This window comes from Streptomyces sp. SID14436, assembly GCF_010548465.1.
Taxonomy (GTDB): domain Bacteria; phylum Actinomycetota; class Actinomycetes; order Streptomycetales; family Streptomycetaceae; genus Streptomyces.
The window spans coordinates 22,693-49,345 of record NZ_JAAGMD010000119.1 but is presented as its reverse complement, the minus strand read 5'-3'; the positions used below and the strand labels follow the sequence as shown (position 1 = coordinate 49,345).

The 26,653-nt window shown below is 72.7% G+C and carries 23 protein-coding genes and 1 pseudogene; 11 read left to right on the top strand and 13 right to left on the bottom strand.

What is annotated here, in order from left to right; all coding sequences use genetic code 11:
- From G3I53_RS04575 to galU, 6 genes and pseudogenes are all read right to left on the bottom strand, one after another.
- Positions 1 to 423: pseudogene (locus G3I53_RS04575) on the bottom strand (hypothetical protein); the annotation flags it as partial.
- 172 nt (positions 424 to 595) lie between these two features.
- Positions 596 to 1,267, bottom strand: coding sequence for a GNAT family protein (locus tag G3I53_RS04570; RefSeq protein ID WP_343240555.1), 672 nt, complete (start codon positions 1,265 to 1,267; stop codon positions 596 to 598).
- A 17-nt stretch (positions 1,268 to 1,284) separates the two neighbouring features.
- Positions 1,285 to 1,827: a MogA/MoaB family molybdenum cofactor biosynthesis protein gene (locus tag G3I53_RS04565; RefSeq protein WP_164438038.1), complete on the bottom strand. Its 543-nt coding sequence runs from the start codon at positions 1,825 to 1,827 to the stop codon at positions 1,285 to 1,287.
- Positions 1,824 to 2,336, bottom strand: coding sequence for a cyclic pyranopterin monophosphate synthase MoaC (moaC, locus tag G3I53_RS04560; protein ID WP_164335881.1), 513 nt, complete (start codon positions 2,334 to 2,336; stop codon positions 1,824 to 1,826). Before moaC ends, G3I53_RS04565 begins: the two co-directional genes overlap by 4 nt.
- Positions 2,337 to 2,422: 86 nt before the next feature.
- Positions 2,423 to 3,745, bottom strand: coding sequence for a gephyrin-like molybdotransferase Glp (gene glp, locus G3I53_RS04555; protein WP_164438037.1), 1,323 nt, complete (start codon positions 3,743 to 3,745; stop codon positions 2,423 to 2,425).
- A complete protein-coding gene (gene galU, locus G3I53_RS04550) occupies positions 3,742 to 4,653 on the bottom strand; it encodes a UTP--glucose-1-phosphate uridylyltransferase GalU (RefSeq protein WP_164337890.1) in 912 nt (303 codons plus the stop codon). Before galU ends, glp begins: the two co-directional genes overlap by 4 nt.
- Before the next feature lie 92 nt (positions 4,654 to 4,745).
- Between galU and G3I53_RS04545 the strand changes: the two genes are divergently transcribed.
- Positions 4,746 to 5,363 carry a 5-formyltetrahydrofolate cyclo-ligase gene (locus G3I53_RS04545; protein WP_164337889.1) on the top strand — a complete coding sequence of 206 codons (618 nt, stop codon included), beginning with the start codon at positions 4,746 to 4,748 and terminating at the stop codon, positions 5,361 to 5,363.
- A gap of 178 nt (positions 5,364 to 5,541) precedes the next feature.
- Here G3I53_RS04545 and G3I53_RS04540 read toward each other — a convergent pair whose 3' ends face one another.
- The gene (locus G3I53_RS04540; protein ID WP_164337888.1) at positions 5,542 to 8,409 is read right to left on the bottom strand and encodes a penicillin acylase family protein; all 2,868 of its coding nucleotides are present in this window, start codon (positions 8,407 to 8,409) and stop codon (positions 5,542 to 5,544) included.
- Positions 8,410 to 8,650: 241 nt separating this feature from the next.
- Here G3I53_RS04540 and G3I53_RS04535 point away from each other — a divergent pair, with 241 nt between their 5' ends.
- The 6 genes from G3I53_RS04535 (at position 8,651) to mscL (ending at position 14,958) form a co-directional block, all read left to right on the top strand.
- The gene (locus G3I53_RS04535) at positions 8,651 to 10,189 is read left to right on the top strand and encodes a potassium/proton antiporter (protein ID WP_164337887.1); all 1,539 of its coding nucleotides are present in this window, start codon (positions 8,651 to 8,653) and stop codon (positions 10,187 to 10,189) included.
- A 321-nt stretch (positions 10,190 to 10,510) separates the two neighbouring features.
- On the top strand, positions 10,511 to 11,800 hold the full coding sequence (locus tag G3I53_RS04530; RefSeq protein WP_164337886.1) for an MFS transporter: 1,290 nt from the start codon (positions 10,511 to 10,513) through the stop codon (positions 11,798 to 11,800).
- A 67-nt stretch (positions 11,801 to 11,867) separates the two neighbouring features.
- Complete coding sequence (locus G3I53_RS04525) at positions 11,868 to 12,215, top strand: FmdB family zinc ribbon protein (RefSeq protein WP_164337885.1); 348 nt, start codon at positions 11,868 to 11,870, stop codon at positions 12,213 to 12,215.
- Positions 12,216 to 12,443: 228 nt separating this feature from the next.
- On the top strand, positions 12,444 to 13,322 hold the full coding sequence (locus G3I53_RS04520) for an S-methyl-5'-thioadenosine phosphorylase (RefSeq protein ID WP_164337884.1): 879 nt from the start codon (positions 12,444 to 12,446) through the stop codon (positions 13,320 to 13,322).
- A gap of 379 nt (positions 13,323 to 13,701) precedes the next feature.
- Complete coding sequence (locus G3I53_RS04515) at positions 13,702 to 14,340, top strand: hypothetical protein (RefSeq protein WP_343240554.1); 639 nt, start codon at positions 13,702 to 13,704, stop codon at positions 14,338 to 14,340.
- A gap of 147 nt (positions 14,341 to 14,487) precedes the next feature.
- Positions 14,488 to 14,958, top strand: a complete 471-nt coding sequence (gene mscL, locus G3I53_RS04510; RefSeq protein ID WP_164337883.1) for a large conductance mechanosensitive channel protein MscL — start codon at positions 14,488 to 14,490, stop codon at positions 14,956 to 14,958.
- Positions 14,959 to 15,063: 105 nt separating this feature from the next.
- Here mscL and G3I53_RS33175 read toward each other — a convergent pair whose 3' ends face one another.
- Positions 15,064 to 15,240, bottom strand: coding sequence for a hypothetical protein (locus tag G3I53_RS33175; protein ID WP_192235592.1), 177 nt, complete (start codon positions 15,238 to 15,240; stop codon positions 15,064 to 15,066).
- Between the two features lie 122 nt (positions 15,241 to 15,362).
- On the opposite strand from G3I53_RS33175, the gene G3I53_RS04505 reads away from it, so the two are divergent.
- From G3I53_RS04505 to G3I53_RS04495, 3 genes are all read left to right on the top strand, one after another.
- Positions 15,363 to 16,391, top strand: a complete 1,029-nt coding sequence (locus G3I53_RS04505) for a P1 family peptidase (RefSeq protein WP_164337882.1) — start codon at positions 15,363 to 15,365, stop codon at positions 16,389 to 16,391.
- A 345-nt stretch (positions 16,392 to 16,736) separates the two neighbouring features.
- Positions 16,737 to 17,960, top strand: a complete 1,224-nt coding sequence (locus G3I53_RS04500; protein WP_164337881.1) for an Ig-like domain-containing protein — start codon at positions 16,737 to 16,739, stop codon at positions 17,958 to 17,960.
- A gap of 195 nt (positions 17,961 to 18,155) precedes the next feature.
- Positions 18,156 to 18,902 carry a DUF6227 family protein gene (locus G3I53_RS04495; protein ID WP_164337880.1) on the top strand — a complete coding sequence of 249 codons (747 nt, stop codon included), beginning with the start codon at positions 18,156 to 18,158 and terminating at the stop codon, positions 18,900 to 18,902.
- 148 nt (positions 18,903 to 19,050) lie between these two features.
- On the opposite strand, the gene G3I53_RS04490 is transcribed toward G3I53_RS04495, so the two are convergent.
- From G3I53_RS04490 to G3I53_RS04470, 5 genes are all read right to left on the bottom strand, one after another.
- Positions 19,051 to 19,395 carry a hypothetical protein gene (locus tag G3I53_RS04490; protein WP_164438036.1) on the bottom strand — a complete coding sequence of 115 codons (345 nt, stop codon included), beginning with the start codon at positions 19,393 to 19,395 and terminating at the stop codon, positions 19,051 to 19,053.
- Between the two features lie 121 nt (positions 19,396 to 19,516).
- Entirely contained in the window at positions 19,517 to 21,691 is a 2,175-nt protein-coding gene (locus G3I53_RS04485) for a fructose-specific PTS transporter subunit EIIC (protein ID WP_164438035.1), read from the bottom strand.
- Between the two features lie 154 nt (positions 21,692 to 21,845).
- The gene (gene pfkB / locus G3I53_RS04480; protein ID WP_164337912.1) at positions 21,846 to 22,793 is read right to left on the bottom strand and encodes a 1-phosphofructokinase; all 948 of its coding nucleotides are present in this window, start codon (positions 22,791 to 22,793) and stop codon (positions 21,846 to 21,848) included.
- Positions 22,790 to 23,551, bottom strand: coding sequence for a DeoR/GlpR family DNA-binding transcription regulator (locus G3I53_RS04475; protein WP_164337913.1), 762 nt, complete (start codon positions 23,549 to 23,551; stop codon positions 22,790 to 22,792). The genes pfkB and G3I53_RS04475 overlap by 4 nt, the downstream gene beginning before the upstream one ends.
- A 317-nt stretch (positions 23,552 to 23,868) precedes the next feature.
- Entirely contained in the window at positions 23,869 to 25,353 is a 1,485-nt protein-coding gene (locus G3I53_RS04470; RefSeq protein ID WP_239063553.1) for an MFS transporter, read from the bottom strand.
- 170 nt (positions 25,354 to 25,523) lie between these two features.
- On the opposite strand from G3I53_RS04470, the gene G3I53_RS04465 reads away from it, so the two are divergent.
- Positions 25,524 to 26,642: a YafY family protein gene (locus G3I53_RS04465; RefSeq protein ID WP_164337915.1), complete on the top strand. Its 1,119-nt coding sequence runs from the start codon at positions 25,524 to 25,526 to the stop codon at positions 26,640 to 26,642.
- Positions 26,643 to 26,653 lie beyond the last annotated feature (11 nt).

The following is a 26,653-nucleotide window of genomic DNA, read 5'->3' as shown; positions in this document are numbered from 1 at the left end:
CCGGTCCTCCCGGCGTGCGGGCGGGACCGGGCCGCGCTCCGCGCCGGGGGCGCGCCGTCCCTGCGGGGCGGGGCGGTCGGCTGCGTCGGCCTGCTCGTGGGGCGGGCGGTCGGTCGGTTCGGGGAGGGGCACCCGGGTCTGCGGGCGGGTCCGGGACACGGCGAAGGCCCGGACGTCCACCGAGTCGGTGACCGCGTCCGGGTCGTGGACGCTGTGCTCCTCCTCGCCGGAAGAGCGCGCCCGCAGGTCCTTGGCGTACCGGCGCTCCATGCCCGCCCGTCCGGACAGCAATCGGATGGCGGTGCTGAAGCGTTCCGTCGGACGGGCCTCGTTCAGCTCGTCCTGCCTACGGAGCCACATCGGCACCAAGTAGGCGGCCCAGGCCCCGACGATGACTGCGTAGATGAGGCCGCTGCTGCTCACGTCTCACACGGTAGAGGGGTTTGCGTGAGGCCATCCGCCAATTGAGCCGGTGTGTCGCACGATCTGGCTGATATTTCGAACTTTTCTTGTGACCGATGCGATCAGCGGACCGCCCGACCCGGGAATTCCGGGCCCGGAGACGGTCACCACCCGATCAATTTCGAACATTTATTCAATTACCGGGGCGGTGCGGGATACCCGGGTGGCGTGTTCCGCTCTCCGCGCTCCCCCCGGCCGCGCCGGGCCGGGTCTGCCGGTCGCGTGACCGGCGCCAACGGGCGAGCAGGCCGTCGGGCACCTCCTCCGCGGTGAGGGCGAAGACGAGATGGTCGCGCCAGGCTCCGTCGATGTGGAGATAGCGGGGCCGCAGCCCCTCCTCGCGGAATCCGAGTTTTTCGACGACCCGGCGGCTGGGGCCGTTCTCGGGGCGAATGCAGATCTCCAGGCGGTGCAGACCGACGGTGCGGAAACAGTGGTCGGCGGCCATCGCCACGGCCGTCGGCATCACCCCGCGCCCGGCCACCGCCTCGTCCACCCAGTAGCCCACGTGGCCCGAGCACATGGAGCCCCAGGTGATGCCGGCGACCGTCAACTGGCCGACCAGGCGGCCCTGGTACTCGATGACGAACGGCAGCATGCGGCCCGCGTTGGCCTCGGTCCGCAGGTGGCGGACCATCTGACGGTAGGTCGGCCGGTGGACGACGGGGCCGGACGGCGTGGGCGGCGGGATGGTCGCCTCCCAGGGCCGCAGCCAGTCGCGGTTGCGCCGGTTGACCTCACGCCAGGCCCGCTGGTCGCGCAGCTTTATCGGCCGGAGGACGATGTCGCCGTCCACCAGCTCCACGGGCCAGGAGGGGCGGTTCAGCTCGCACCCCCGCTCCGGGCGCCGGGCCGCTCGTGGTCACCACCGCGCAACTGGTCGACGGCGTGCCGCAGCAGCGGTTCGAGCACGGCGAGACCGTCCTTCACCCCGCCGCTGGATCCGGGCAGGTTGACGATCAGCGTGCGGCCGGCCACGCCCGCGAGGCCGCGGGAGAGCGCGGCCGTCGCCACCTTCTCGCGGCCGTACGCGCGGATGGCCTCCGCGATGCCGGGCACCTCGTGGTCGATGACCCGCCGGGTGGCCTCGGGGGTGCGGTCGGTGGGCGAGATGCCGGTGCCCCCGGTGGTCACGACGACGTCGTACCCGGCGTCGGCGCCCGCGCGCAGCGCGGCCTCCACCGGGTCGCCGTCGGGGACGATCTGCGGGCCGTCGACGGTGAAGCCGAGCCGGCGCAGGCCGTCGGCGATCAGCGGGCCGCCCCGGTCCGCGTAGACGCCGGCGGCGGCCCGGTTGGACGCGGTGACGACCAGCGCCCGGTACGGCGCGGGCGCCGTGTCACCGGCCGCTGCGCCGGGGGTCATGCCCTGCTCCAGTCGCCGGACCTGCCGCCCGTCTTCTCCTCGACCCGCACGTCCGTGATGACCGCCTCCTTGTCGACCGCCTTGACCATGTCGATCACGGTGAGCGCGGCGACGGAGACCGCGGTGAGCGCCTCCATCTCGACGCCCGTGCGGTCCGTCGTCCTGACCGTCGCCGCGATCTCCACGGCGTCGTCCGCGACCGACAGGTCCAGTGTCACACCGGACACCGACAAGGGGTGGCACAGCGGGATGAGGTCGGGGGTGCGCTTGGCGCCCATGATGCCCGCGATCCGGGCGGTGGCCAGGGCGTCGCCCTTGGGGACGCCCTCGCCGCGCAGCAGCTCGACGACGCGGGGCGAGACGCGGACGCGGCCGGTGGCGCGGGCGGTGCGCGCGGTGACGTCCTTGCCGGAGACGTCGACCATGCGGGCGGCGCCCGCCTCGTCGATGTGCGTCAGACGGCGCTGCTCGGAGGGTCCGGGGGTGTCCCCCCGGGAAGGCACGGTCATGATCGTGTGGCGCTCCCGGTCCGGGCCCGTCGCGGTGCGGCGCGTGGGCCTGCTGTGCGCGACACGGTACCGCCAACCCGGGGTGCTCAGCCGAGCAGGACCACCTCGGCCGTGGCGCCCGGCTCCAGGGACTCGGTGTCCTCGGGGACGACGATCAGCGCGTTCGCCCGGGCGAGCGCGGCGACCAGGTGGGATCCGGCGCCGCCGACCGGGGTGACCGCGCCGTCGGCGTACCGGCCGCGCAGGAACTGGCGGCGGCCCTTCGGCGAGGTCAGCGGGCCGTCCGCGGTGAGGGTCGCGCGCGTCCGGGGCCGGTGGACGTCGGTGAGGCCCATGAGGGTGCGGATGGCGGGGCGGACGAACAGCTCGAAGGAGACGTAGGAGGAGACCGGGTTGCCGGGCAGGGCCAGCAGCGGGGTGTGGTCGGGGCCGATGGAGCCGAAGCCCTGCGGTTTGCCGGGCTGCATGGCCAGCCTGCGGAAGTCGATGCCGCTGCCCGGTTCGTCCTCGTCGGCGACGGACGACAGGGCCTCCTTGACCACGTCGTACGCGCCGACGCTCACGCCGCCGGTGGTCACCATCAGGTCGGCCCGCACCAGCTGGTCCTCGATCGTGTCCCGCAGGGTCGCGGCGTCGTCGGTGACGGCCCCCACCCGGTAGGCGATCGCTCCGGCGTCCCGGGCGGCGGCGGTGAGGGCGAAGCTGTTGGAGTCGTAGATCTGTCCGGGGCGCAGTTCCGCGTCGGGCTGGACGAGTTCGCTGCCCGTGGAGAGCACGACCACGCGCGGGCGGGGGCGCACGCGCACCGTGCCGCGGCCGATGGCCGCGAGCAGGGAGATCTGCGGCGGGCCGAGGACGGTGCCGGCGGTCAGGGCACGGTCGCCCGCCTTGACGTCGCTGCCGGCGGCGCGCACGTGGGCGCGTGCCGCGGCGGGCCGGTGGACGCGGACCTGTCCGGTGGCGCCCTCGGGGGCGAGGCTGCGGGCCCGCATCCCGGTGGCGGGGCCGCCGCCCAGGCCGCCGTCGGTCCATTCGACGGGGACGACGGTCTCGGCGCCCGGCGGGAGCGGGGCGCCGGTCATGATGCGGGCGGCCTGGCCGGGGCCGACGTGCAGGAGGTCGGCCTGGCCCGCGGCGACGTCGCCGACGACCTCGAGGGCCGCCGGGTACTCCTCGCTGGCGCCCGCGATGTCCGCGACCCGCACCGCGTACCCGTCCATGGAGCTGTTGTCGAACGGGGGCAGGGACACCGGCACCGTGACGTCCTCGACCAGGACGCAGCCCTGGGCGTCGAGGAGGTGCAGTTCGATGGGCTCGAGCGGACGGACGGTGCCGAGAATGTCGTCCAGGTGCTCGTCCACCGACCAGAGGTGGTCCGGGCCTGCGGTGCGGGGCGCGGCGGTGCTCAACGTTGCTGCATCTCCTCGGTGACGTAACGGCGGAGCCAGGTCCGGAAGTCCGGGCCGAGGTCCTCACGTTCGCACGCGAGCCGGACAATGGCACGCAGGTAGTCGCCGCGGTCGCCGGTGTCATAGCGGCGGCCCTTGAAGACGACGCCGTGCACCGGGCCGCCGACCCCCTCGTCGGCCGCGAGCTGCTGGAGGGCGTCGGTCAGCTGGATCTCGCCGCCGCGGCCCGGTTCGGTCTTGCGGAGTATCTCGAAGACGGCCGGGTCGAGGACGTAGCGGCCGATGATGGCGAAGTTGGACGGCGCGTCGGCGGCGTCGGGCTTCTCGACCAGACCGCCGACCCGGACGACGTCGGCGTCCTCGGTGGCCTCGACGGCGGCGGAACCGTAGAGGTGGATCTGCTCGGGGGCCACTTCCATGAGGGCGACGACGCTGCCGCCGTGCTGCGCGTGGACGTCGATCATGCGCTGGAGCAGGGGGTCGCGCGGGTCGATCAGGTCGTCGCCGAGGAGCACGGCGAAGGGCTCGTCGCCCACGTGGGGGGCGGCGCACAGCACGGCGTGTCCCAGACCCTTGGGGTCACCCTGGCGGACGTAGTGCATGGTGGCCAGGTCGCTGGACTCCTGGACCTTGGCCAGCCGGTTGGCGTCGCCCTTCTTCTCGAGGGCGGACTCCAGTTCGTAGTTGCGGTCGAAGTGGTCCTCCAGCGGGCGCTTGTTGCGGCCCGTGACCATGAGGACGTCGTCGAGGCCGGCGGCGACGGCCTCTTCGACCACGTACTGGATCGCCGGCTTGTCGACGACCGGCAGCATCTCCTTGGGAGTGGCCTTCGTGGCCGGCAGGAACCGGGTGCCGAGGCCTGCTGCCGGGATGACAGCCTTGCTGATCCGAGGGTGTGACTGAGACATGGCCGCCACAATATCCGCTGCCTTTGCAGGGAATCTGCACCTCCGGTTACTTCCTGCTCATATGAACATATTGGAACAGGACAGGGACAACCTTGAGATACAACCGTCGCGCCAACGACCCTGACAAACGCACCCTTCGGCGGGAAATCCTCGCGGTGAGAAACGGATTGACGGCCGATGACGTCCGGGTGGCCGCCTCCGCGCTCGCCCGGCAGGCAGACGCACTGCCCGAGCTCCGGCAGGCGCGCACCGTGGCCGCGTACGTCTCCGTCGGGAGCGAACCGGGCACGCTCACGCTGCTCGACGCGCTGCACGCGCGGGGCGTGCGCGTGCTGCTGCCGGCGCTCCTGCCCGACAACGACCTGGACTGGGGACGCTACGAGGGCGCGGACTCCCTCACCCCGGTCCGGCACGGCGGCGGACGCATGACCCTCCTCGAACCGGCGGGGCCGCGACTCGGCCCGGACGCCGTCACCGAGGCGGACGTCGTCCTGCTGCCGGGCCTCGCCGTCGACGCGCGCGGGATGCGGCTGGGCCGCGGAGGCGGCTCCTACGACCGGGTCCTCGCCCGGCTGGAACGCGGGGGCGCGGACCCGGCGCTCGTGGTGCTGCTGTACGACGGCGAGGTCGTCGCGCGGGTGCCCGAGGAGCCCCACGACCGGCCCGTACGGGCGGCGGTGACCCCGTCGGGGGTACGGCGCTTCGGCTGAGGCCGGGCCGGGCCGAGACGGGCCGGGCCGGGCCGGGCAGCGTCGTCCTGGCCGAGGGACCGGTCGGTGACAGCGGGGGACGGGACGCGCGCAGCGAGGACGGGGCGGCGCGCGCCACGGGGACGGAGAAGCGGCCGCCACGCGCGTGTGCGTGGCGGCCGCTTCGGGCCGGGCCGGGTCAGGGCTCCAGCGTCAGCGTGTCCTCGGTGTTCTCGTCGACGGCCTCGGACGAGTACGCCCACGGCAGCAGCTCGCCCTTGGCCCACTTGTCCGTCTGGTCGACGTAGTGGGCGCTGTAGGCGTGTCCGGAGGCGCCGGTGAGGTTGATCCACCGGGACTTGTCGAAGTCGTCGAGGTTGACCACCATCCGCATCGACGGGACCCACACGACCCCGTAGCCGCCGGCGGCGTTCCAGCCGGTGGCGTTGACCGTGGCCTCGCCGCCGCCGAGCTTCCAGGGCCCGCGGTTGAGGGCGCGGCGCAGGACGCCGGGACCCTCGGTGCCGAGCGTCTGGTTCTTCAGGAACAGCCGGTGCAGCCGGCCCCAGCTCCAGGTGTCGATGTCCTTGCCCAGCTTGGCCGTCAGCTCCCAGCGGGCGTCGATCATGGCCCGCTTGAACAGGTCGTCACGGTTCTTGTCGGCGCCCGGGCGGGTGCCCCGCTCGGGCGTGGACCACCAGTCGCTGTCCGGGTCCTTCTTCAGGGTGGTGACCACCTCGAACCACCGGTCGCCGCCGTCCGGCTGCGCCTGGTCGGCCGAGCGCTGGCCGCACTCGCGCACCTTCTGCGCCTCGTCCGCCGGTCCGGTGGTGTTGACCGGGTCGACCCACAGGCACTGTCCCTCGACGCGCAGCTCCTTGGGCAGCTTGTGGCCGAAGGCCAGCTTCAGGATGTTGCGCCAGACGGAGTTGAAGTAGGCCGCCGCGGCCGAGTCGGCGTCCTGGGTGTAGTCCCAGCCCTCCAGCAGCTTCTGCGCCTCGCGGACGTCCGGGTCCTCGGTGTCGATCTTGAGCAGGTCCGGCACCAGGCTGCGGGCGATCTCGCTGTGGTTGTCCAGCTGCATCTGCCGCATGTCGTCCGTGGAGATCTTGCCGCCGTCCTTGATCTTCAGCTTGATCAGGTCGTTGATCCGCTGGCTGCGCGCGCCGTATCCCCAGTCGGTGGTGAGGGTGTACGGGTAGGCGTCCGGGTCGACGACGGCCTGGTTGGCGGTGACGATGTAGCCACGCTTGGGGTCGAACTCGTAGGGCAGGGCGTCCTGCTCGATCCAGCCGGTCCACTCGTACTCCGGGTTCCACCCGGGCGCCGGGACGGACCCGTCGTGCTTCTTCGCGCGGGTGGGGATCTTTCCGGGCAGGGTGTAGCCGATGTGGCCGTCGGTGTCCGCGTAGACGAGGTTCTGCGAGGGCACCTCGAAGAGGGTGGCCGCTTCGCGGAAGTCGTCCCAGTTCTTCGCTCGGTTCATGGCGAAGACGGCGTCCATGGTGCGGCCGGGGTCCAGCGCGGTCCAGCGCAGGGACACGCCGTAGCCGTCGCCCCGGTCGGGCGCGGCGGTCTCGACGGTGGCCTTCTTGCCGGTCTTCACCAGTTCGTCGGAGCGGTCGGAGAGCAGGGGCCCGTTGTTGGTCTCGCGGACGACGATCTTGCGGGCCTTGCCGCCGGCGACCCGGATGGTCTCCTCGCGGCTCTCGAACGGCACCACCTTGCCGTCGTACTGGTAGCCCTCGCCGGTGATCTTCTCCAGGTAAAGGTCGGTGACGTCGACGCCGGAGTTGGTCAGGCCCCACGCGATGTCCGCGTTGTGGCCGATGACCACGCCGGGCATGCCGGCGAAGGTGTAGCCGGTGACGTCGTACTGGCAGGAGGCGGAGACGCTGCGGCAGTGCAGGCCCATCTGGTACCAGACGGAGGGCAGCGAGGCCGACAGGTGCGGGTCGTTGGCCAGCAGGGGCTTCTTGGTGATGGTGTGCCGGCCGGACACCACCCAGGAGTTGGAGCCGATGCCGTCGCCGTTGACGCCGACCGCGGTGGGGAGGTCCTTCAGGACCTCCTGCAGGCCCGCGAGCTGGCCCTCCAGCCCGGTGCCGTCACCGCCCGCCCCCTGCGCTCCCTCGACGCCGGAGCCGGTTCCGGTGCCCGTACCGGTACCGGTGCCCGTACCGGTACCGGTGCCCGTACCGTCCGGTGCGCCGCCCACGCCCGAGCCCGTACCGGTTCCGGTTCCGGTGCCCGTGCCGGTGCCGCCCGTGCTGTCGCCGCCCTGTTCGAAGGCTCCCGTGAGTTCGTTGTACTGGCCCTCGGCGATGATCGGCTTGTTCCGGCTGTACGGGTACTCCGGGTACAGGTCGGCGATCTGCTTCGGGCCGAGGCGGCTCGTCATCAGGGCCCGGTCGATCTCGTCCTGCATGTTGCCGCGCAGGTCCCAGGCCATCGCCTTCAGCCACGCCACCGAGTCGACAGGGGTCCAGGGCTCGGGCTCGTAGTCGTTGGTGAAGCCCAGCGCCGCGTACTCCAGGGAGATCTCCTCGCCGTCCTTGCCGTCGAGGTAGGCGTTGACCCCCTTGGCGTACGCGTCGAGATACTTCTTCGTGGCGGGCGACAGCTTCTTCTCGTACTCCTCCTTCGCGATCCGGTCCCAGCCCAGGGTGCGGAGGAAGGCGTCGTTGTCGACCTGGCCCGCGCCGAACATCTCCGACAGGCGGCCGGACGTCATGTGCCGGCGCACGTCCATCTCGTAGAACCGGTCCTGCGCCTGGACGTAGCCCTGCGCCATGAACAGGTCCTCGTCGGAGTCGGCGTACAGCTGCGGGATGCCGTTGCCGTCGCGCTTGACCTCGACGGGCTTGGACAGGCCCTGCAGCGTGAGGGAGCCCTCGGTCTGCGGGAAGGAGGCGCGCACGGTGCTGACGGACCAGTACGCCGCGTAGGCGACACCGCCGATCAGTGCCAGCACCAGCACGAGCGCCATGAGGCGGAGTTTGCGCCCCTTCTTCCGGCCGGGCGTACCGGCCTGCTGACCCGTGGCGGCAATGGTGTCGGTGGGCATCGCTGTCCTTGCTGTCCTTACGCGAGCGGCAGGTCGGGCTGTGCTTTTAACTGAGCGCTGGAGCAACGATAGGCGCAGGACCCCGCGCCACTTGACGCGGAGTCGGGAACCAGCCCGGACGGACGTTCGATCATGCCGCGATGGGCGTCAAGAACACGTCAAGACTTAGGTAAGGTAACGAAGTAGTCTGCCGTGGCAGCAGGGCCCGGTCCCGCGCGCGACACACGTGAGTCCGCGCGCGGTGCGCACGCGTCAGGGAAGGGAACGGCCGCTGACTGTCCACCACCTCAACCAGCTGCTGCTCATCTGCTCGCTCGTCCTGATCGTGGCCGTCGCGGCGGTCCGCCTCTCCTCACGCAGCGGGCTCCCCAGCCTGCTCGTCTACCTCGGCATCGGCATCGCCATGGGCCAGGACGGCATCGGCGGCATCCAGTTCGACAACGCCGAGCTGACGCAGGTCATCGGGTACGCGGCCCTGGTCGTGATCCTGGCCGAGGGCGGCCTGAGCACGAAGTGGTCGGAATGCAGACCCGCCCTGCCGGCCGCCTCCGCCCTGGCCCTGGCCGGGGTCGCGGTCAGCGTCGGGGTCACCGCCACAGCCGCGCACTACCTGGTCGGGCTGGAATGGCGGCAGGCGCTGATCATCGGCGCGGTGGTGTCCTCGACCGACGCGGCGGCCGTCTTCTCCGTCCTGCGCAGGATCCCGCTCCCCCGCCGCGTGACGGGCACCCTGGAGGCCGAGTCCGGCTTCAACGACGCCCCGGTGGTCATCCTCGTCGTCTCCTTCTCCACGGCCGGCCCGGTCGAGCACTGGTACGTCCTGGTCGGCGAGATAGCGCTGGAGCTGGCCATCGGCGCCGCCATCGGGCTCGCCGTGGGCTGGCTCGGCTCCTGGGGACTGCGCCACGTCGCCCTGCCGGCCTCCGGCCTCTACCCCATCGCCGTCATCGCCATCGCCGTCGCCGCCTACGCCACCGGCGCGATCGTGCACGGCAGCGGCTTCCTCGCCGTCTACCTGGCCTCGATGGTGCTGGGCAACTCCGGACTGCCGCACTGGCCCGCCACCCGCGGCTTCGCCGAGGGGCTCGGCTGGATCGCCCAGATCGGCATGTTCGTCCTGCTCGGCCTGCTCGTCTCCCCGCACGAACTGGGCGACGACATCGTGCCCGCCCTGCTCATCGGGCTGGCCCTGACGATGGTCGCCCGCCCGCTGAGCGTCGTGCTGTGCCTGCTGCCCTTCCGGGTGCCCTGGCAGGAGCAGGCCCTGATGTCGTGGGCGGGACTGCGGGGCGCGGTGCCCATCATCCTGGCGACGATCCCGATGGTGCAGGACGTCGACGGCAGCCACCGCATCTTCAACATCGTCTTCGTCCTGGTCGTCGTCTACACGCTGATCCAGGGGCCGACGCTGCCGTGGCTGGCCCGCAGACTGCACCTGGGCAGCGGCCCGGAGGCCGCCGACCTCGGCATCGAGTCGGCGCCCCTGGAGCGGCTGCGCGGCCACCTGCTGTCCGTCGCCATCCCGGAGGGCTCGCGGATGCACGGCGTCGAGGTGGCCGAGCTGCGCCTGCCGGCCGGTTCCGCCGTCACCCTGGTCGTCCGCGACGGCACGTCGTTCGTGCCCTCGCCGGCGACCGTGCTGCGGCGCGGCGACGAACTCCTCGTCGTCGCCACCGACGCGGTGCGCGACGCCGCCGAACGCCGCCTGCGCGCGGTCGGCCGCGGCGGCAAGCTGGCGGGCTGGCTGGGCACGGACGACGACGCGGAGCCCGGCCGGTGACGGTCCGGAGCCCGGCAAGCGACGGTCCGCAGCCCAACCAGCGACGGCCCGGAGCCCAACCAGCGAGGAAGGCCCCCCGTCATTCACAGGCATACGGCCTGATGGTGCTCCGTTTCACAGGCATCGCATCCCCTGATCCCTGTACCATGCAGGGACACCCAGATCGAACCAACTCTGCCTGATGCAGAGCTGGCGCGACCGTATGGCGGCCGGCACGCCCTGAGCTGTGGCACCGGTATCTACCGCAGTCAGCGCAAGAGGACAGCTCTCGGCGCGCCCCTCAGCGGGCCTGCGCTACCAGGCGGCAGAAAGGCACGGGCCGTGGCATCCACGGTCACCTCGTCGGAGAAGTCGGCGGCCACCTCCCGCCCGGGATACGGCCAACTGCTGCGCACCCGCGGCGCCTGGACCTTCCTGGTCCCCGGTTTCGCGGCACGCCAGCCGTTCGCCATGCTCACCCTCTCCATCGTGCTGCTGGTGCAGCACACCACCGGCTCCTACGGAGCGGCCGGCGCCGTCGCCGCCGTCACCGGCGTGTCCATGGCCCTCTTCGCCCCCTACAGCGGCCGCCTCGCCGACCGCCACGGGCAGCGCGCCGTCCTCGTGCCCGGTGTCCTGGTGCACACCCTGTCCGGTGTGACCCTGACGGTCCTGGCGCTGGCCGACGCCCCGCTGTGGGTGCTGTTCCTCGCCGCGGTCCCCACGGGCGCGTCCGTCCCGCAGGTCGGGCCCATGGTGCGGGCCCGCTGGGGCGTCAAGCTGAAGAAGGACTCCCCGCTGATGAACACGGCGGCGGCCTTCGAGTCGGTCACCGACGAGTTCACCTTCGTCGTCGGCCCCCTGCTGGCCACCGCGCTGTGCACGACCGTCGACCCGGCCGCCGGACTGCTCACCGAGGCGTCCCTCACCCTGGTGGGCGGCCTGCTGTTCGCCGCCCAGAAGGGCACCCAGCCCGAGGTCGCCGCCGACCGGCGCACGCGCGTGCGGCACGCCTCCGCGCTGAGCGTGCCCGGCGTACGGGTCCTGATCGTGACCTTCCTCGGCATCGGCTCCGTGTTCGGCGGCATGCAGGTGTCGCTGGCCGCCTTCTCCGAGTCCATCGACCGGCCCGCCCTCAACGGCGTCCTGTACGGCGTCTTCGCCGCGGGCAACATGCTGGCCGGCATCGCCTGCGGGGCCATCGCCTGGAAGACGGCACCCCAGCGCCGGCTCCTCCTCGGCTACGCGGCGCTCGCGCTGACCGCCTCCGCCCTGTGGACCGCCGACTCGGCGCTGCTGCTGGCCGGGCTCGGACTCCTGGTCGGCATGTGCATCGCACCCGCCCTGATCACCGGCTACACCCTGGTGGACGACCTGGTCCCGGCCGGCGCCCGCACCGAGGCGTTCACCTGGCTCACCGGCGCCGTGGCCCTCGGGCAGGCGGCCGCGGTGACGGTCGCCGGGCAGCTGGAGGACCGGCTCTGGGACGGCGCCGGCTTCCTCGTCCCGATGGCGGGCACACTGCTCGCCCTCATGACGCTGCTGACCCTCCGGTCACGGCTGGTCCCGGCCCCGCGCGGGCGCACCGTCGCACGTGGCGTGGGTCACCGCGCGCCCGTCGCAGTGGACTGATCCCTCGGAATACGTCACTATGGACCGTCGTTAGCACTCATCGAGTGAGAGTGCCAGGAGGAAGACAGTGCCGACCTACCAGTACCAGTGCACCGAGTGCGGCGAGGGCCTCGAGGCGGTGCAGAAGTTCACCGACGACGCCCTCACCGAGTGCCCGAACTGCCAGGGCCGCCTGAAGAAGGTGTTCTCGGCGGTGGGCATTGTCTTCAAGGGCTCCGGCTTCTACCGCAATGACAGCCGCGGCTCCTCGTCGAGCAGCTCGCCGGCGTCGAAGTCGTCCTCCGACTCCTCCTCGTCCTCCTCCTCCGGTTCTTCTTCGTCTTCGTCGTCGTCCTCCTCGACGTCCGGCTCGGGTTCGAGCTCGTCGTCGGGGTCGTCGGGCTCCGGCAGCTCGGCGAGCACGACCGCCGCGTAAGTCTTCTCACGGCTCCGCCCGTACACCCCGTCGTCCGATGGCGACGGGGTGTACGGCGTTCGGCTCCCGGCCGGTTCTCACTCTGCTGAGGGCTTCGGGCTTCGGGCCGCGGGCCGCCTTACGGCCGGTTCGGCGGGCTGTCCCGGGAGCCGCTGGGCCGGTTCGGCGGGCTGTCCCGGGGGCCGCTGGGCCGGTTCGGCGGGCCGGGGGGCCGTTAGGGTGCGGAGCATGGCGAACAAGGTGAACGCTCCCCAGGCGGCGACCCCGCCGACCGTGACCGCAGACATCGGCGTGATCGGCGGCTCGGGTTTCTACTCGTTCCTCGACGACGTGACCGAGGTCGAGGTCGACACCCCCTACGGGGCGCCCAGCGACTCCCTCTTCATCGGTGAGGTCGCCGGCCGGCGCGTCGCCTTCCTCCCCCGGCACGGACGCGGGCACCACCTGCCGCCGCACCGCATCAACTACCGGGCCAACCTGTGGGCGCTGCGCTCCGTCGGCGTACGCCAGGTGCTCGGCCCCTGTGCGGTGGGCGGCCTGCGCCCCGAGTACGGGCCGGGCACGCTGCTTGTGCCGGACCAGCTCGTCGACCGGACGAAGTCCCGCGCGGGCACCTACTTCGACGGGCTTCCGCTGCCCGACGGCACGATCCCGAACGTGGTGCACGTGTCGCTGGCCGACCCCTACTGCCCCACCGGAAGGGCCGCTGCCCTGAAGTCGGCGCACGGGCGGGACTGGGCGCCGGTGGACGGCGGCACCCTGGTGGTGGTGGAGGGCCCGCGTTTCTCCACCCGCGCGGAATCCCTGTGGCACCAGGCGCAGGGCTGGTCCGTGGTGGGCATGACCGGCCACCCCGAGGCGGCGCTCGCCCGTGAGCTGGAGCTCTGCTACACCTCCATGGCCCTCGTCACCGACCTCGACGCCGGCGCGGAGACCGGCGAGGGCGTTTCCCACGACGAGGTACTGCGGGTGTTCGCGGCCAACGTGGACCGGTTGCGGGGCGTCCTCTTCGACACCGTGGCGGCGCTGCCGGCCGCGGAGGAGGAACGGGAGTGCCTCTGCGCGTCCGCGCTGGGCGGGATGGACCCGGGGATCGCGCTGCCGTAGGGGGAAAGCCCTCGGGGGGGCGAGGGCTCGGCGGGGGCGGGGCTCGTGGGGGGCGGGGGCTCGTGGGGGCCCACGGGGGCGAGGGCTCGGCGGGAAGTGAGGCTCTCGTTCGGGTGACGGGGTTGTCCACAGGTCCGTGCTGGTCCACAGGCCCAGGTGGACTTCGGCGGCAGACGCCATCGTGGGGATCGCAAGCCGGTCCCTCGTCACAGGTGGTGATCCCGTGTCGTCGCTGTCGTCCCGTCCCCCGTCCGCGTCTCCCCCGTTCGTGCGCTGTCCCCCGGCCGCGTTCCGGACCGCTGCCGCGTCTGCGTGCCCTCCGGGGCCCGACGTACCGCACAGCACCCGTGCCGACGTAGCGCACAGCGCCGGTGCCGACGTGCCGCACAGCGCCGGTGCCGATGTGCCGCACAGCGCCGGTGCCGATGTGCCGCCGACGTGCGAGGTGCCGTACTTCGCTCCGGTGCGGGTGCGCGCGGGACTTCTCCGCCCGGGCAGGCTCACCGCGCACCGGAGGCGGGCCGTCGCGGCGGGCCTCGCCGTCACGGCTGCCGCGCTCGTGGCGGCCGGCCCGCGGGAGACGGACGAGTCCCGGGACCGTCCCGACGAGTCGGCCGCCGCCCGTCCGGCCGCCGCAGCGAATGCCGAGGTTGTACGGAAGCGGCGCTCGGGCGCGTATGTCATGGCTCCGGTGCGGATCGCCGACGCGGCCACGGTACGGCTGCTGCGCCCGGGAGACCGGGTCGACGTGATCGCCGCCGAGGAGCGGCCGGCCGGCGGTGAGGCCCGTGTACTGGCGCGCGGGGCACGGGTGACGGACGTCCCCGACGACCCCCTGCACGACGCGGACGGGACTGAAGGGACCGAAGGGACCGGCGGCGGGGCCGACGCCATGAGCGGCGGGGTGAACGGCGGGGTGAACGGCGGGGCGTTGGTGGTCCTGTCGGTGCCGCGTGCCACCGCGGCCGCGCTCGTCGGTGCGAGCTCGACGGCACGGCTGGCGGTGACACTGTGCTGAACACTGTGCTGAACTGTGCCTTTTCGAGCCCCGGGGCAGCGGCGGATACCTCGTACGAGCGACCCGATTGGACAGGCCGACACGGCGTTGACGTAGGTTGCGGAGCGTTTTGTTCCACGGACCGCGTACGCGAGAAGAGGCCCCGAGTTGAGCGAGCAGAAGGATTCCAGCATCTGGCAGGGCTTCAAGGCCTTCCTGATGCGGGGGAACGTCGTCGATCTGGCCGTAGCGGTGGTGATCGGCGCCGCCTTCACGAACATCGTCAACGCGGTGGTGAAGGGTGTCATCAACCCGCTCGTCGGAGCGTTCGGCACACAGAATCTGGACAGCTACAGCTCGTGCCTGAAGGGCCCCTGCGAGGGCAGCGGCGACGCCGCGACGGGCGTCAGGATCCTGTGGGGCTCGGTCCTCGGCGCGACACTGCAGTTCGTGATCACCGCTGCGGTGGTCTACTTCCTGATGGTACTGCCCATGGCCAAGTACCTGGCCCGGGTGGAGGCCCGCCGGAAGGCCAAGGAGGGCACGCAGGAGGTCATCGAGGTCTCCGAACTGGAGGTGCTGAAGGAGATCCGCGACGCCCTCGTGTCGCAGCGGGGCTCGGGTCACAGCGAGCGCTGAGCTGCGGGGCCCGGCCCGGCAGGCCGGAGCGTGCGCACTCGGCACCCCGGCGAAGGCCGAGGCGAGGCCGAGGGCGGTGGCCCCCGGCTGGTGCGGGCCGACGGGTCAGATGTGGTGGGGCGGCTTCTCGTCGAGGAAGCGCTTCAGGTCCGCCGCGCTGTCGCCGGACGGCCGCTCGCCCCACCCGCGGTCCGTGTCGTCCGAGGACTGCTGGTCCAGCGGGTCGTCGAAGACCAGCGCGGGCTTCGGCTCGCGCGGCGCGGAATCCGGGGCGTTGCTCATGCCTCCAGGGTACGACTCCGGCCACGCCGGCCACTCCGGCCGTACGGTGCCGGACGGCGCGGCCCGCAGCGGGCTCCGGCGGGCTGCGGTGGGCCGCGCGATGCCTGCTCCAGACTGGCGCCATGACAGTTGACGCTCTGACGGATGTGACCGGTCTGCGGGTCGGACACGCGACGCGCACCGGCGACGGCGCACTCACCGGCACCACGGTCGTCCTCGCACCGGAGGACGGGGCGGTCGCCGCGGTGGACGTGCGCGGCGGAGGTCCCGGCACCAAGGAGACCGACGCGCTCGATCCGCGCAACCTCGTGCAGAAGGTCGAGGCGATCGTCCTGACCGGCGGCAGCGCCTACGGGCTCGACGCCGCGTCCGGGGTGATGGCCTGGCTGGAGGAACGCGGACGCGGTGTGCGTGTCGGCCCCGACCCCAGGCACGTCGTGCCGGTCGTGCCGGCGGCGTGCGTCTTCGACCTGGGCCGGGGCGGCGACTTCGGGGCACGTCCCGACGCGGCCACGGGCCGAGCCGCCGTCGAGGCCGCCTCGGCGAGCGAACCGGGGTCGCCGGTCCCCCAGGGGTGCGTCGGCGCGGGGACGGGAGCGGTGGTCGGGCAGCTGAAGGGCGGTGTCGCCACCGCCGCCACGGTGCTGGAGTCCGGCATCACGGTGGCCGCACTGGTGGTCGCCAACGCCGCGGGCTCGGTCGTCGATCCGGAAACAGGGGTGCTGTACGGGGAGTTGTTCGCGGGCCGGGTGCGCTACCCGGACCCCGACGTCCACCGGTCCGCGCTCCAGCGGCTGGAGGCGCTGGCCGAGCGCAGCGCGCCGCCGCCGCTCAACACCACGTTGGCGGTCGTGGCGACGGACGCGGTCCTGACGAAGGCGCAGGCCCAGAAGCTGGCCGGCACGTCCCACGACGGCATCGCCCGCGCGGTACGGCCGGTGCACCTGCTCAGCGACGGCGACACGGTCTTCGCGATGGCCACGGGCGCCCGCACCCTCGACCCGGCCGACCCGCTGGCGCTCAACGAGATCCTCGCGGCCGGCGCGGACACGGTCACCCGCGCGATCGTCCGAGCGGTCCGCCTGGCCGGCTCCGTCGACGGCCCGGGCGGAGCGTGGCCGTCCTACGGGGAGTTGTACGGGACGACGTAGGTGCACGGGCACAGGGGAGGAGAGCGAAGGGGGAGCCGACGGGGCAGTGGTGGGCGAGGGGGCCGGAGGGCGGGACGACTGGGGTGGGTGCCGGCTGGGTGGGTGGGTGCGGGAGGGGCGGAGGGGAGGGCTGGGGTGGGGAGGGAGGGGTGGGGGGAGGGGGGAGGCCCCCTCCCCCGTAGCTGCCCCAGCTCCGATGTCCCGGTTCTGTCACGGCACCGTTCTCATGCCGCCCGGCTGGAACCCGGGCGGGCGCGGGTCCCCTCTTCGTTCGCGTACGCCGCTTACCCCGTGTACGGCGCGTACGGAGTGGATCACCCGCATCGTTCGCATCTGGAGCAGCCCGTGACAAGGCCGGACAACACAGCACGGCGCGCACTGGTGGCCGGTGCCGCCCTCATCGTCGGCGCCCTCACCCTCACGGCCTGCGGTGGCAGCGCCCAGGCCGACGGCGACCGCGACGGCAAGGGCGGCCGGCAGTCAGCCGACGTGTCCGTCGCGAGGATAGCCATCTCGGCGAAGGACGGTTCGACCGGCGCGTCGATCAACTCCACCGGCGTCAAGGTGAGCGGGGGCAGTCTGACGGACGTGAAGATGACCGTGGCGGATTCGGGAGAGGCGGTGTCCGGGTCGATCTCGCCGGACGGGACCGCGTGGAAGCCCGGGAAGCAGTTGGAGCGCGGGACGAAGTACCGGATAGCGGCGACGGCGAAAGACCGTGAGGGCCGCACGGCGGTGGCCGACTCCAGCTTCACCACCGTCACGTCCGACGGCAGCTTCATCGGCACGTACACCCCGGACAACGGCACCACGGTCGGTGTGGGCATGCCGGTGTCCTTCACCTTCGACAAGGCGATCACCGACAAGAAGGCCGTGCAGTCGCACATCACCGTCACGTCGAGCAGCGGCCAGGAGGTGGCCGGGCACTGGTTCGGCGCGCAGCGCCTCGACTTCAGGCCCCAGGAGCACTGGAAGGCCGGCTCCAAGGTCACGATGAAGATCGACCTGGACGGTGTCGAGGGGGCCGACGGCGTGCACGGTGTGCAGAAGAAGACGGTCACCTTCACCGTCGGCCGGTCGCAGGTCTCCACCGTCGACGTGAACGCCCAGACGATGACGGTGGTCCGGGACGGCCGGACCGTCAAGTCGGTGCCGATCTCGGCGGGCGACGCCCAGCACACCACCTACAACGGGCAGATGGTGATCTCCGAGAAGTTCACCCAGACCCGCATGAACAGCCGGACGGTCGGGATGGGCTCCGAGTACGACATCCCGGACGTGCCGCACGCGATGCGGCTGACCGGCAGCGGCACCTTCATCCACGGCAACTACTGGTACAACAAGGGCAACCCGCCGTTCGGCCGGGAGGGCACCAGTCACGGCTGTGTCGGGCTGGCGGACGTGCGGGGCGCCGGGGGCAGCACGCCCGGCAAGTGGTTCTTCGACAACTCCCTCGTCGGGGACGTCGTGGTCGTGAAGAACTCGCCCGACAGCACGGTGGCGCCGGACAACGGCCTCAACGGCTGGAACATGGGGTGGGGCGAGTGGGTCGTGGGCAGCGCGGTCTGACGCCGTGCCGTGGATGTGTCGGCGGAACGGCCCACTGAGCAGGAAGTTTTGACGTTCCCTCGGGCCGGGTAGGAATTTCTCGCGTGGCCCGCCCGTTTTCCCTGCGCACGTTTTCTCGGTTCCCGGACATGATGTCCGACCGAGGGGCTACGGTATGCACCCACAAGGTGACATGCAGCAACGCCGGGAGAAACCTTGAGCGTTCCGTACGAGACGGCAGCGTACGAACCGTCCGACTCGCCCGAGTCTCCGGAGGAGCACCTCGCGCGCCTCCTCGGCCGTGCCCTGAACTCGTTCGAGTTGCCGGACGAGACGATAGCTCGGCTGGACTGCGCGCTGGCGCACGACGGCTCGCTGCACTCCGCGCACCACAGCGCGGGCCTGCACCGGGAGACGTACCGCCACACCTGGCTGCTCGCCGACGGTTCGGCGCTCACGCTGTGGGAGCTGGTGCACAACACGGCCCCCGGCCGTGAGCCGCAGCACGAGGTGTACGTGGACGAGGAGGAGCTGCGGACCGCCACCGCCCGGCTGCCGCTTCCGCCGGACGCCCCGGAGTTCGAGCTCCCGGTGACGGTGCAGCTGTCGTCGGTGCCCGCGCCCCGGCCGGCGTACGTGCCGGACGACTCCGCGGACCACGCGCGCCGTCTCCTGCGCCGGGCGGAGAACGCGGACCGGCCGGACTCCCGGACGGCGGCGCTGCTGCGGACGGCGTTCGCGCATCAGATCACGCAGGCGTTCGGCCGGCCGTCGTACTCGGGCCGGTCGGGTCTGTGCTTCTCGCTGTACGAGCACGCGTTCCTGCTGCACGACGGCGCCGAGGTCTCCCTGTGGGAGGTCGAGCACACGGCCACACCCGACGGGCGGCACATGTGCGAGGTGTACGTGACGGAGGACGCGGCGCGGGACGCGATGGAGCGCCGGGCGGCGCAGGTCCCGTAGGCGGCACGGGCCCGGTCCGGCCGCAGCCTTGCCGCTCCCTGTCGGGGCGCCGGTCCCCGCGGGAGCAGCGCGGGCGGCCCTGCAGGTCAGCGGCGTTACCGGCCGCCCCGTTGGGCGCGGACACCGCCCGGTGAGGGGCGTGGCCGGGTCAGTCGTCGTGGCCGGTGAGGCGGCGTACGAGGCCGGCGAAGGCGGCGCGTTCCGCCGGGCTGAGGGTGACGGCTTCCGCTGGTGGGCCCGTCTGCCGCTGCCGGGGCACCGCCGGGAGCGACCACGGTCGCGCGCGCCCGGGGTTCAGCAGACAGGGCGCGGGCGGCCTGCCGTTTCTCGTGCGGGTCTTCCTGCGCGCCGGGAACCGCGTCCGCGCCTGTACCGCTCCGGCGCGACGGCGCAGGACGGTGGCCAGGCCGGCCGCGCAGCCCACGGCGGCCACGGCTGCCAGGGTCAGGGCGGTCCGGCCCGTCACCTTCAAGATCGCGTCGTGCTCAGGCATGCGGCCCAGTACACACCACGGTCCGGGGCTTATGGCCCCGGACCGTGATGATGGTGAGCTATCTCGCAGTCGGGATGAATACCCCCGAACCCTCAGGGGCCCGCCGCGTCCTCGGCTGCCCTCAGGCGGCCACCGGCTGCTCCGGCCGGGCCGGCGCGGCAGCCGCACCGTCGCCGCTCGCGCCTTCGGTGGCTGCGCCCGGGACGGGCTTGCGCAGGCCCTTGAGCAGGATCACCAGGGCTGCCGTCACGACGACTCCGGCGGCGATGGCGACCAGGTAGAGGAGCGGGTTGCCGATGAGCGGGACCACGAAGATGCCGCCGTGCGGTGCGCGCAGGGTCGCGCCGAAGGCCATGGACAGGGCGCCGGTGACGGCGCCGCCCACCATGGAGGCGGGGATGACGCGCAGCGGGTCGGCCGCCGCGAACGGGATCGCACCCTCGGAGATGAACGAGGCGCCCAGGACCCAGGCGGCCTTGCCGTTCTCCCGCTCGGTCCGGTTGAACAGCTTGCCGCGGACCGTGGTGGCCAGGGCCATCGCCAGCGGCGGGACCATGCCGGCCGCCATCACCGCGGCCATGATCTTCATGGCGGAGTCGCTGGGGCTCGCGACGGCGATGCCGGCGGTGGCGAAGGTGTAGGCGACCTTGTTGACCGGGCCTCCGAGGTCGAAGCACATCATCAGGCCGAGGAGGGTGCCGAGCAGGATGGCGTTGGTGCCGGTGAGGCCGTTGAGCCAGTCGGTCATGGCCTTCTGCGCCTCGGCGATGGGCTTGCCGATGACGACGAACATCAGGAAGCCGACGACCGCCGAGGAGATCAGCGGGATCACCACCACCGGCATGATGCCGCGCAGTGCCGTGGGGATCCGGACCCGCTGGATCCCGATCACCACCGCACCGGCGATGAGACCGGCGGCCAGACCGCCGAGGAAGCCGGCGTTGATGGTGAGGGAGATCGCGCCGCCGACGAAGCCGGGCACCAGGCCGGGCCGGTCGGCCATGCCGTAGGCGATGTAGCCGGCCAGGACGGGGACGAGGAAGCCGAAGGCGACGCCGCCGATCTGGAAGAGCAGGGCGCCCCAGCTGGCCGCCTCGGTCCACAGGAAGTGCTCCATCACCGACGGCGCTTCGTTGATCTCGTAGCCGCCGATGGCGAAGCCGAGGGCGATGAGGAGACCGCCCGCGGCGACGAACGGGACCATGTAGCTGACGCCGGACATCAGCCACTTGCGCAGCTTGGTGCCGTAGCCGTCGCCGGACTCGCCGCCGCGTTCGACGGGCGTGCCGTCGGCCGCGGCGGGCGCGGTGACCTCGCCGCGTTCGGCCTTGCGCCGGACCTCGGAGATCAGCTCGGCGGGGCGGTTGATGCCCGCCTTGACGCCGGTGTCGACGGTCGGCTTGCCGGCGAAGCGTTCCTTCTCGCGGACGGGGACGTCGTGGGCGAAGATCACGGCGTCCGCCGCCTCGATCACCGCCGGGTCGAGCCGGGTGAAGCCGGCGGAGCCCTGGGTCTCGACGGTGACCTCCACGCCTGCCTCGCGGCCGGCGTTCTCCAGGGACTCGGCGGCCATGTAGGTGTGGGCGATGCCGGTGGGGCAGGAGGTGACGGCGACGATCCGGAAGGGGCGCGGGCCGGAGCTGTCGGGGCCGGTGTCGGCGCCCGCTCCGGAAGCGGTCGCGTTGCTGGCGTCGGTGCCGCCCTTGGCGCCCTTGGTGTCGTCGGCGTCCTTGGCGTCGTTGGCCGTGGCGGCTTCGGCGGAGGCCGCCGCCGAAGCCGCCACGGAGTCTGCGGACGCCGGGCTGTCCGGGGCGTCCGGGGTCGCCGGTGCGGCCGCGTCCGCCGTCGCCGGGGTCGCGTCGCCGCGGATGAGGGCCGCCGCGCCCGCCGGGTCGGTGACCTCGCGCAGGGCGGTCGTGAACTCGGTGTTCATCAGCTGCCGGGCCAGCGACGACAGGATCGTCAGGTGGGCGTCGTCCGCGCCCGCGGGGGCGGCGATGAGGAAGATCAGGTCGGCGGGGCCGTCCGCGGCGCCGAAGTCGATGCCGCCCGCGGTGCGCCCGAAGGCCAGCGTCGGCTCGGTGACGTGCTCGCTGCGGCAGTGCGGGATGCCGATGCCGCCGTCGAGGCCGGTGGGCATCTGGGCCTCGCGGGCGGCCACGTCGGCGAGGAAGCCGTCGAGGTCGGTCACCCGGCCCAGGGCCACCATGCGCTCGGCGAGGGCACGGGCCGCCGCTTCCTTGGTGTCGGCGGACAGGTCGAGGTCGACCAGGTCCGCGGTGATCATGTCGCTCATCGCGGGCTCCTTCGCACGCGTATCGCCCGGGAGGTGCCGTGGGCGGGGGAGGGGACGGGGATGCGGTGGGGGGAGGCAGGGAACGGGGGGCGGGAGAAGGGGGTGGGGGGACGGACGGGGGTGGCGAGCGGGACGGCGGCCACGTCGGACGGGTTCATGTGACCGGCTCCTTCAGCGGGCGGTCGGCCGGGACGTCGGCGGTGACCGTGACGGCCGACGGGTCCAGGTCGCCCGGTGACGGCATCACGCTGCCCGGGGTCTGGACGGCCGCCGCTCCGTGGGCGACGGCGGAGGCGAGGGCCTCCGGGCCGCGCCCGCCGGCGATGAGGAATCCGGCGAGCGAGGAGTCACCCGCGCCCACGTTGCTGCGGACGGTCTCCACGCGGGCGGTGCCGAACCAGGTGCCGTCCGCGTCCACCAGCAGTTGCCCGTCGGCGCCGAGGCTGGCGAGGACGGCGCGGGCGCCCATCTCCCGCAGTTCTCCGGCGGCCTTGGCCGCGTCGCCCACCGTGGCGAGCGGGCGGCCGACGGCCTCGGCGAGTTCCTCGGCGTTGGGCTTCACCACGTCCGGCTGTCCGCGCAGGGCGGCGAGCAGGGCGGGGCCGGAGGTGTCCAGGGCGATGCGCACCCCCGCGGAGTGCGCCCGGGTGACCAACTCGGCGTACCAGGAGGGGTCCAGGCCGCGCGGCAGGCTGCCGCAGCAGGCGATCCAGTCGGCGCCCTCGGACTGCCGGTGCACCGTCCGCAGCAGCAACTCCTGCTCGGCGGCCGTCAGTTCCGGCCCGGGCGCGTTGATCTTCGTGAGGACTCCGTCGGCCTCGGCGAGTGCGATGTTGGACCGGGTGGGCCCTTCGACGGGGACGGGGGCGACCTCGATGCCCTGCGCGTCGAGCAGTTGGGCGACCAGGGCGCCCGGTGCGCCGCCCAGCGGGAGGACGGCGACAGTGCGCTGCCCGGCGGCGGCCACGGCCCGGGAGACGTTGACACCCTTGCCGCCCGGGTCCACGCGTTCGCCGGTGGCGCGCACGACCTCGCCGCGGGCCAGCGAGGGGACCTCGTAGGTGCGGTCCAGGGACGGGTTGGGGGTGACGGTGAGGATCATGCGCGTACCACTTCCGTGCCGCCGCGTTCGATCGCGAGGGCGTCGTCCGGGCTCAGCCCGCTGTCGGTGATGAGCAGGTCCACGTCGTTCAGGTCGCCGAAGCGGGCGAAGTGTTCCTGGCCGTGCTTGGAGGAGTCGGCGAGGAGCACGACCCGGCGGGCGGCGGCCATCGCCGCGCGTTTCACCGCGGCCTCGGCGAGGTCCGGCGTGGTGAGCCCGTGCTCGGGGGAGAAGCCGTTGGCCGCCACGAACAGCACGTCGGCGCGGATCTCGCCGTACGCGCGCAGCGCCCAGGCGTCGACGGCGGCGCGTGTGCGGTGCCGTACGCGTCCGCCGACGAGGTGCAGCTGGAGGCCGGGGTGGTCGGCGAGGCGGGCCGCGATGGGGAGGCTGTGCGTGACGACGGTGAGGGAGAGCTCCACCGGCAGCGAGCCGGCGAGCCGGGCGGCCGTGGAGCCGGCGTCCACGATGACCGTGCCGTCGACGGGCACCTCGGCCAGGGCCGCCTTGGCGATGCGGTCCTTCTCGTCGGCGGCGGTCGTCTCGCGTTCGGCGAGGTCCGGCTCGAAGTCGAGGCGGCCGACCGGAATGGCACCGCCGTGCACCCGGCGGACCAGTCCCGCCCGGTCGAGGGTCTTCAGGTCCCGGCGGATCGTCTCCGCGGTCACCTGGAACTCCTCGGCCAGCGACACCACGTCGACCCGCCCGCTCTCGCGGGCGAGCCGCATGATCGCCTGCTGCCGCTCCGGTGCGTACATGTCCACTCACCTCCGAACCGTGCCCGAACGTGTGGTTTAGAAAGGAATGGTACGGCTCCATTTCCGGAAAGTAAACAGGTTCGGGCACAACCGGGCATGAACGGGCTTCCGGCCATGCCCGTTTCTCCCTGACGGCACGATCGGCCGGGCGGGACGCGAGGGGCCGCCCGGACGGCCGGAGGGCCGGGCATCCCGCGTGGGTGCCCGGCCCTCAGGCCGCTCCTCGTCGCCTCGCCTCCTGTCACGCTCCCCTCGCCCCGGTCGGTCACGCTCCCCGGCTCAGGGCACGAACTGCGGCTCAGGGCACGAACTGCGGCTCAGGGCACGAACTGCGGCTTCCGGTCCTCCGCCTGCGGCTTCCGGTCCTCCGCCGCGGCGTCGTCCCGGACGGGCTCCGGCTCTCCCGGCACCTCCGCGCCGTCCACGTGCTGGGCCGGCCGCCCGGGCAGCGCGAACATCAGCAGGAAGATCAGGCCCATCACCGCGGCGACCCAGCCCAGCGCGTGCTGGAACCCGTCGGCGAAGGCGGGGCCCACCTCGCCCCGGGCAAGGCGTTCGTCGATCACGCCGAAGAACACCACCGAGACCAGGCCGAGCCCGAGCGCGTTGCCCATCTGCTGCACCGTGTTGATCAGCCCCGAGGCCGACCCGGCGTGGGCGTGCGGCACCTCGGACAGCACCGCGTCCGTCAGCGGGGCGACGATCAGGCCCATGCCGACGCCCATGACCACCAGCGGCAGCGCCATCTGCCAGGAGGAGATGCCCATGCCGTAGTGCTCGGACTCCCAGATGTAGAGCAGCACGCCGGCGGCCATCACCAGCGCCCCCGCCTGGAGCACCTTCCGCCCGAAGCGCGGCACGAGCAGCTGCACCGACAGGCCGGCCGCCACCGAGACGGCGATGGAGAACGGCACCCCGGTCAGGCCCGCCCGCAGGGCGCTCCACCCCAGGCCGACCTGCATGTACAGCGTCCAGACCAGGAAGAAGACGCCGAGGCCGATGCCGAACACCGTCTGGACGGCGATGCCCGCCGCGAAGCTCTTGATCCGGAACAGCGACAGTTCGATCAGCGGAGAACCGTCCCGCGCGCCCTTGCCCCGCTCGTACGCCACCAGCACCGCGAGCACCACCAGCGAGCCCGCCATCATCAGGTGTCCCCACAGCGGCCAGCCCAGCTCACGGCCGCGGGTGAGCGGGTACAGCAGCATCAGCAGGCCGAGGGTCACCAGTCCGACGCCCACCAGGTCCAGCTTCAGGGCGCGGGGCGCCTTCGACTCGGAGATGAAGCGGCGGCCCAGGATCAGCGCGGCGATGCCGACGGGCAGGTTGATCAGGAAGATCGGCCGCCATTCGAGACCGAACAGGTTCCACTCGGTCAGCAGCGCGCCGAGCAGCGGCCCGGACACGGCGCCGAGGCCGACGATCGCGCCGAACAGTCCGAACACCTTGCCGCGTTCGTGCGCGGGGAAGGTGGCGTGCACGATCGACAGCACCTGCGGCACCATCAGGGACGCCGTGGCGCCCTGCAGGATCCGTGAGGCGACCAGCATCTCGGGGTTCACGGCCAGCCCGCACAGCGCCGAGGCGAGGGTGAAGCCCCCGACGCCGAGGAGGAAGATCCGCTTGCGGCCGTGGATGTCACCGAGCCGTCCGCCGGTGATCAGCCCGGCGGCGAAGGCGAGCGCGTAGCCCGCGGTGATCCACTGGATCTGGCTGAAGCTGGCGCCCTCGTCGCGCTGGATGGTCGGGATGGCGATGTTGACGATCGTGACGTCGACCAGGTCCATGAAGGCGGCGGTCATCACGATCGCCAGCGCGAACCAGCGGCGCCGGTCGCCGGGAGCGGGCGCCGGAGCAGCGGGCTCGGTGGATGCGGGAGGCGAGCCGGAGGTGGAGTCCGTGTAGGTCATGTCCCGAAGCTATGAGGTATATAGGCCAGATCATGTCCTAGTCCTGCGGCATCCTGACGTGCATGACGACGGACACCCCGGCTCGGCTCCTGACGCTCCTCTCCCTCCTCCAGACACCCCGCGAGTGGCCCGGCGGCGAGCTCGCCCAGCGCCTCGGGGTGTCCCGCCGCACGGTCCGGCGCGACATCGACCGGCTCCGCGAACTCGGCTATCCCGTGCAGGCGACCCTGGGTGCCGAGGGCGGCTACCGGCTGGTCGCCGGCAAGGCCATGCCGCCCCTGGTGCTCGACGACGAGGAGGCGGTGGCCATCGCCGTCGGCCTGCGCGCGGGCGCCGGACACGCCCTGGAGGGCGTCGAGGAGGCGTCCGTACGGGCGCTGGCGAAACTGGAGCAGGTGCTGCCCGGCCGGCTGCGCCACCGCGTCAGCACGCTCCAGGCCGCCACCACCCCGCTGACCAGCGGCGACGGGGCGAACATCGCCCCTGAGACGCTGACCGTCATGGCGTCCACGGTGGCCGGGCACGAGCGGCTGCGGTTCGCCTACCGGGCGGCCGACGGCACCGAGTCCCGGCGCCTGACCGAGCCGTACCGGCTGGTGTCGACCGGGCGGCGCTGGTACCTCGTGGCCTACGACCTCGACCGCGCCGACTGGCGCACGTTCCGCGTCGACCGGGTGAGCGAACCGTTCGCCACCGGGGCGCGCTTCGCACCGCGCGAGCTGCCCACCGGCGATGCGGCGGAGTACCTGCGCAGGTCGATGCACCGCCACCAGGAGTCCTACGCACTCGACGTCACCTTCGCCGCCCCGGCCGACGTGGTCGCGCCCCAACTGCCGCCCTGGCTGGGCACGCCCGAGCCGCAGGACGAGCACAGCTGCCGCCTTGGCGCCACGGTGGGGGACGCCAAGGAGTGGATGGCGGTCCGTCTGCTCCTCCTCGGCCATGACTTCACCGTGCACGGGCCGGAAGAACTGGTCGACTGCGTGCGTGAGTTGGGCGCACGCATGTCGAGGGCGGCGGGCGGCGCAGCAGCGGCGGCCACCGGTCCCCCGTCAGCCGCAAGCCTCGGACCAGAGGCCGCCACCGGTCCCCCGTCAGCCACGGGATGCGCAGCAGAAGCCGCGACCGGTCCCGCGTCAGCCACGGGCGGCGCAGCGGAACCCGGGACCGGTCCCGCGTAAGCCTCAGCGTC

Bases quoted from the DNA above. Each gene is read 5' to 3' on its own strand.
- G3I53_RS04565 (WP_164438038.1), bottom strand. From the start codon at position 1,827: ATGACCCCCGGCGCAGCGGCCGGTGACACGGCGCCCGCGCCGTACCGG.
- moaC (WP_164335881.1), bottom strand. From the start codon at position 2,336: ATGACCGTGCCTTCCCGGGGGGACACCCCCGGACCCTCCGAGCAGCGC.
- galU (WP_164337890.1), bottom strand. From the start codon at position 4,653: ATGTCTCAGTCACACCCTCGGATCAGCAAGGCTGTCATCCCGGCAGCA.
- G3I53_RS04540 (WP_164337888.1), bottom strand. From the start codon at position 8,409: ATGCCCACCGACACCATTGCCGCCACGGGTCAGCAGGCCGGTACGCCC.
- G3I53_RS04520 (WP_164337884.1), top strand. From the start codon at position 12,444: ATGGCGAACAAGGTGAACGCTCCCCAGGCGGCGACCCCGCCGACCGTG.
- G3I53_RS33175 (WP_192235592.1), bottom strand. From the start codon at position 15,240: ATGAGCAACGCCCCGGATTCCGCGCCGCGCGAGCCGAAGCCCGCGCTG.
- G3I53_RS04505 (WP_164337882.1), top strand. From the start codon at position 15,363: ATGACAGTTGACGCTCTGACGGATGTGACCGGTCTGCGGGTCGGACAC.
- G3I53_RS04490 (WP_164438036.1), bottom strand. From the start codon at position 19,395: ATGCCTGAGCACGACGCGATCTTGAAGGTGACGGGCCGGACCGCCCTG.
- G3I53_RS04485 (WP_164438035.1), bottom strand. From the start codon at position 21,691: ATGAGCGACATGATCACCGCGGACCTGGTCGACCTCGACCTGTCCGCC.
- pfkB (WP_164337912.1), bottom strand. From the start codon at position 22,793: ATGATCCTCACCGTCACCCCCAACCCGTCCCTGGACCGCACCTACGAG.
- G3I53_RS04475 (WP_164337913.1), bottom strand. From the start codon at position 23,551: ATGTACGCACCGGAGCGGCAGCAGGCGATCATGCGGCTCGCCCGCGAG.
- G3I53_RS04470 (WP_239063553.1), bottom strand. From the start codon at position 25,353: ATGACCGCCGCCTTCATGGACCTGGTCGACGTCACGATCGTCAACATC.
- G3I53_RS04465 (WP_164337915.1), top strand. From the start codon at position 25,524: ATGACGACGGACACCCCGGCTCGGCTCCTGACGCTCCTCTCCCTCCTC.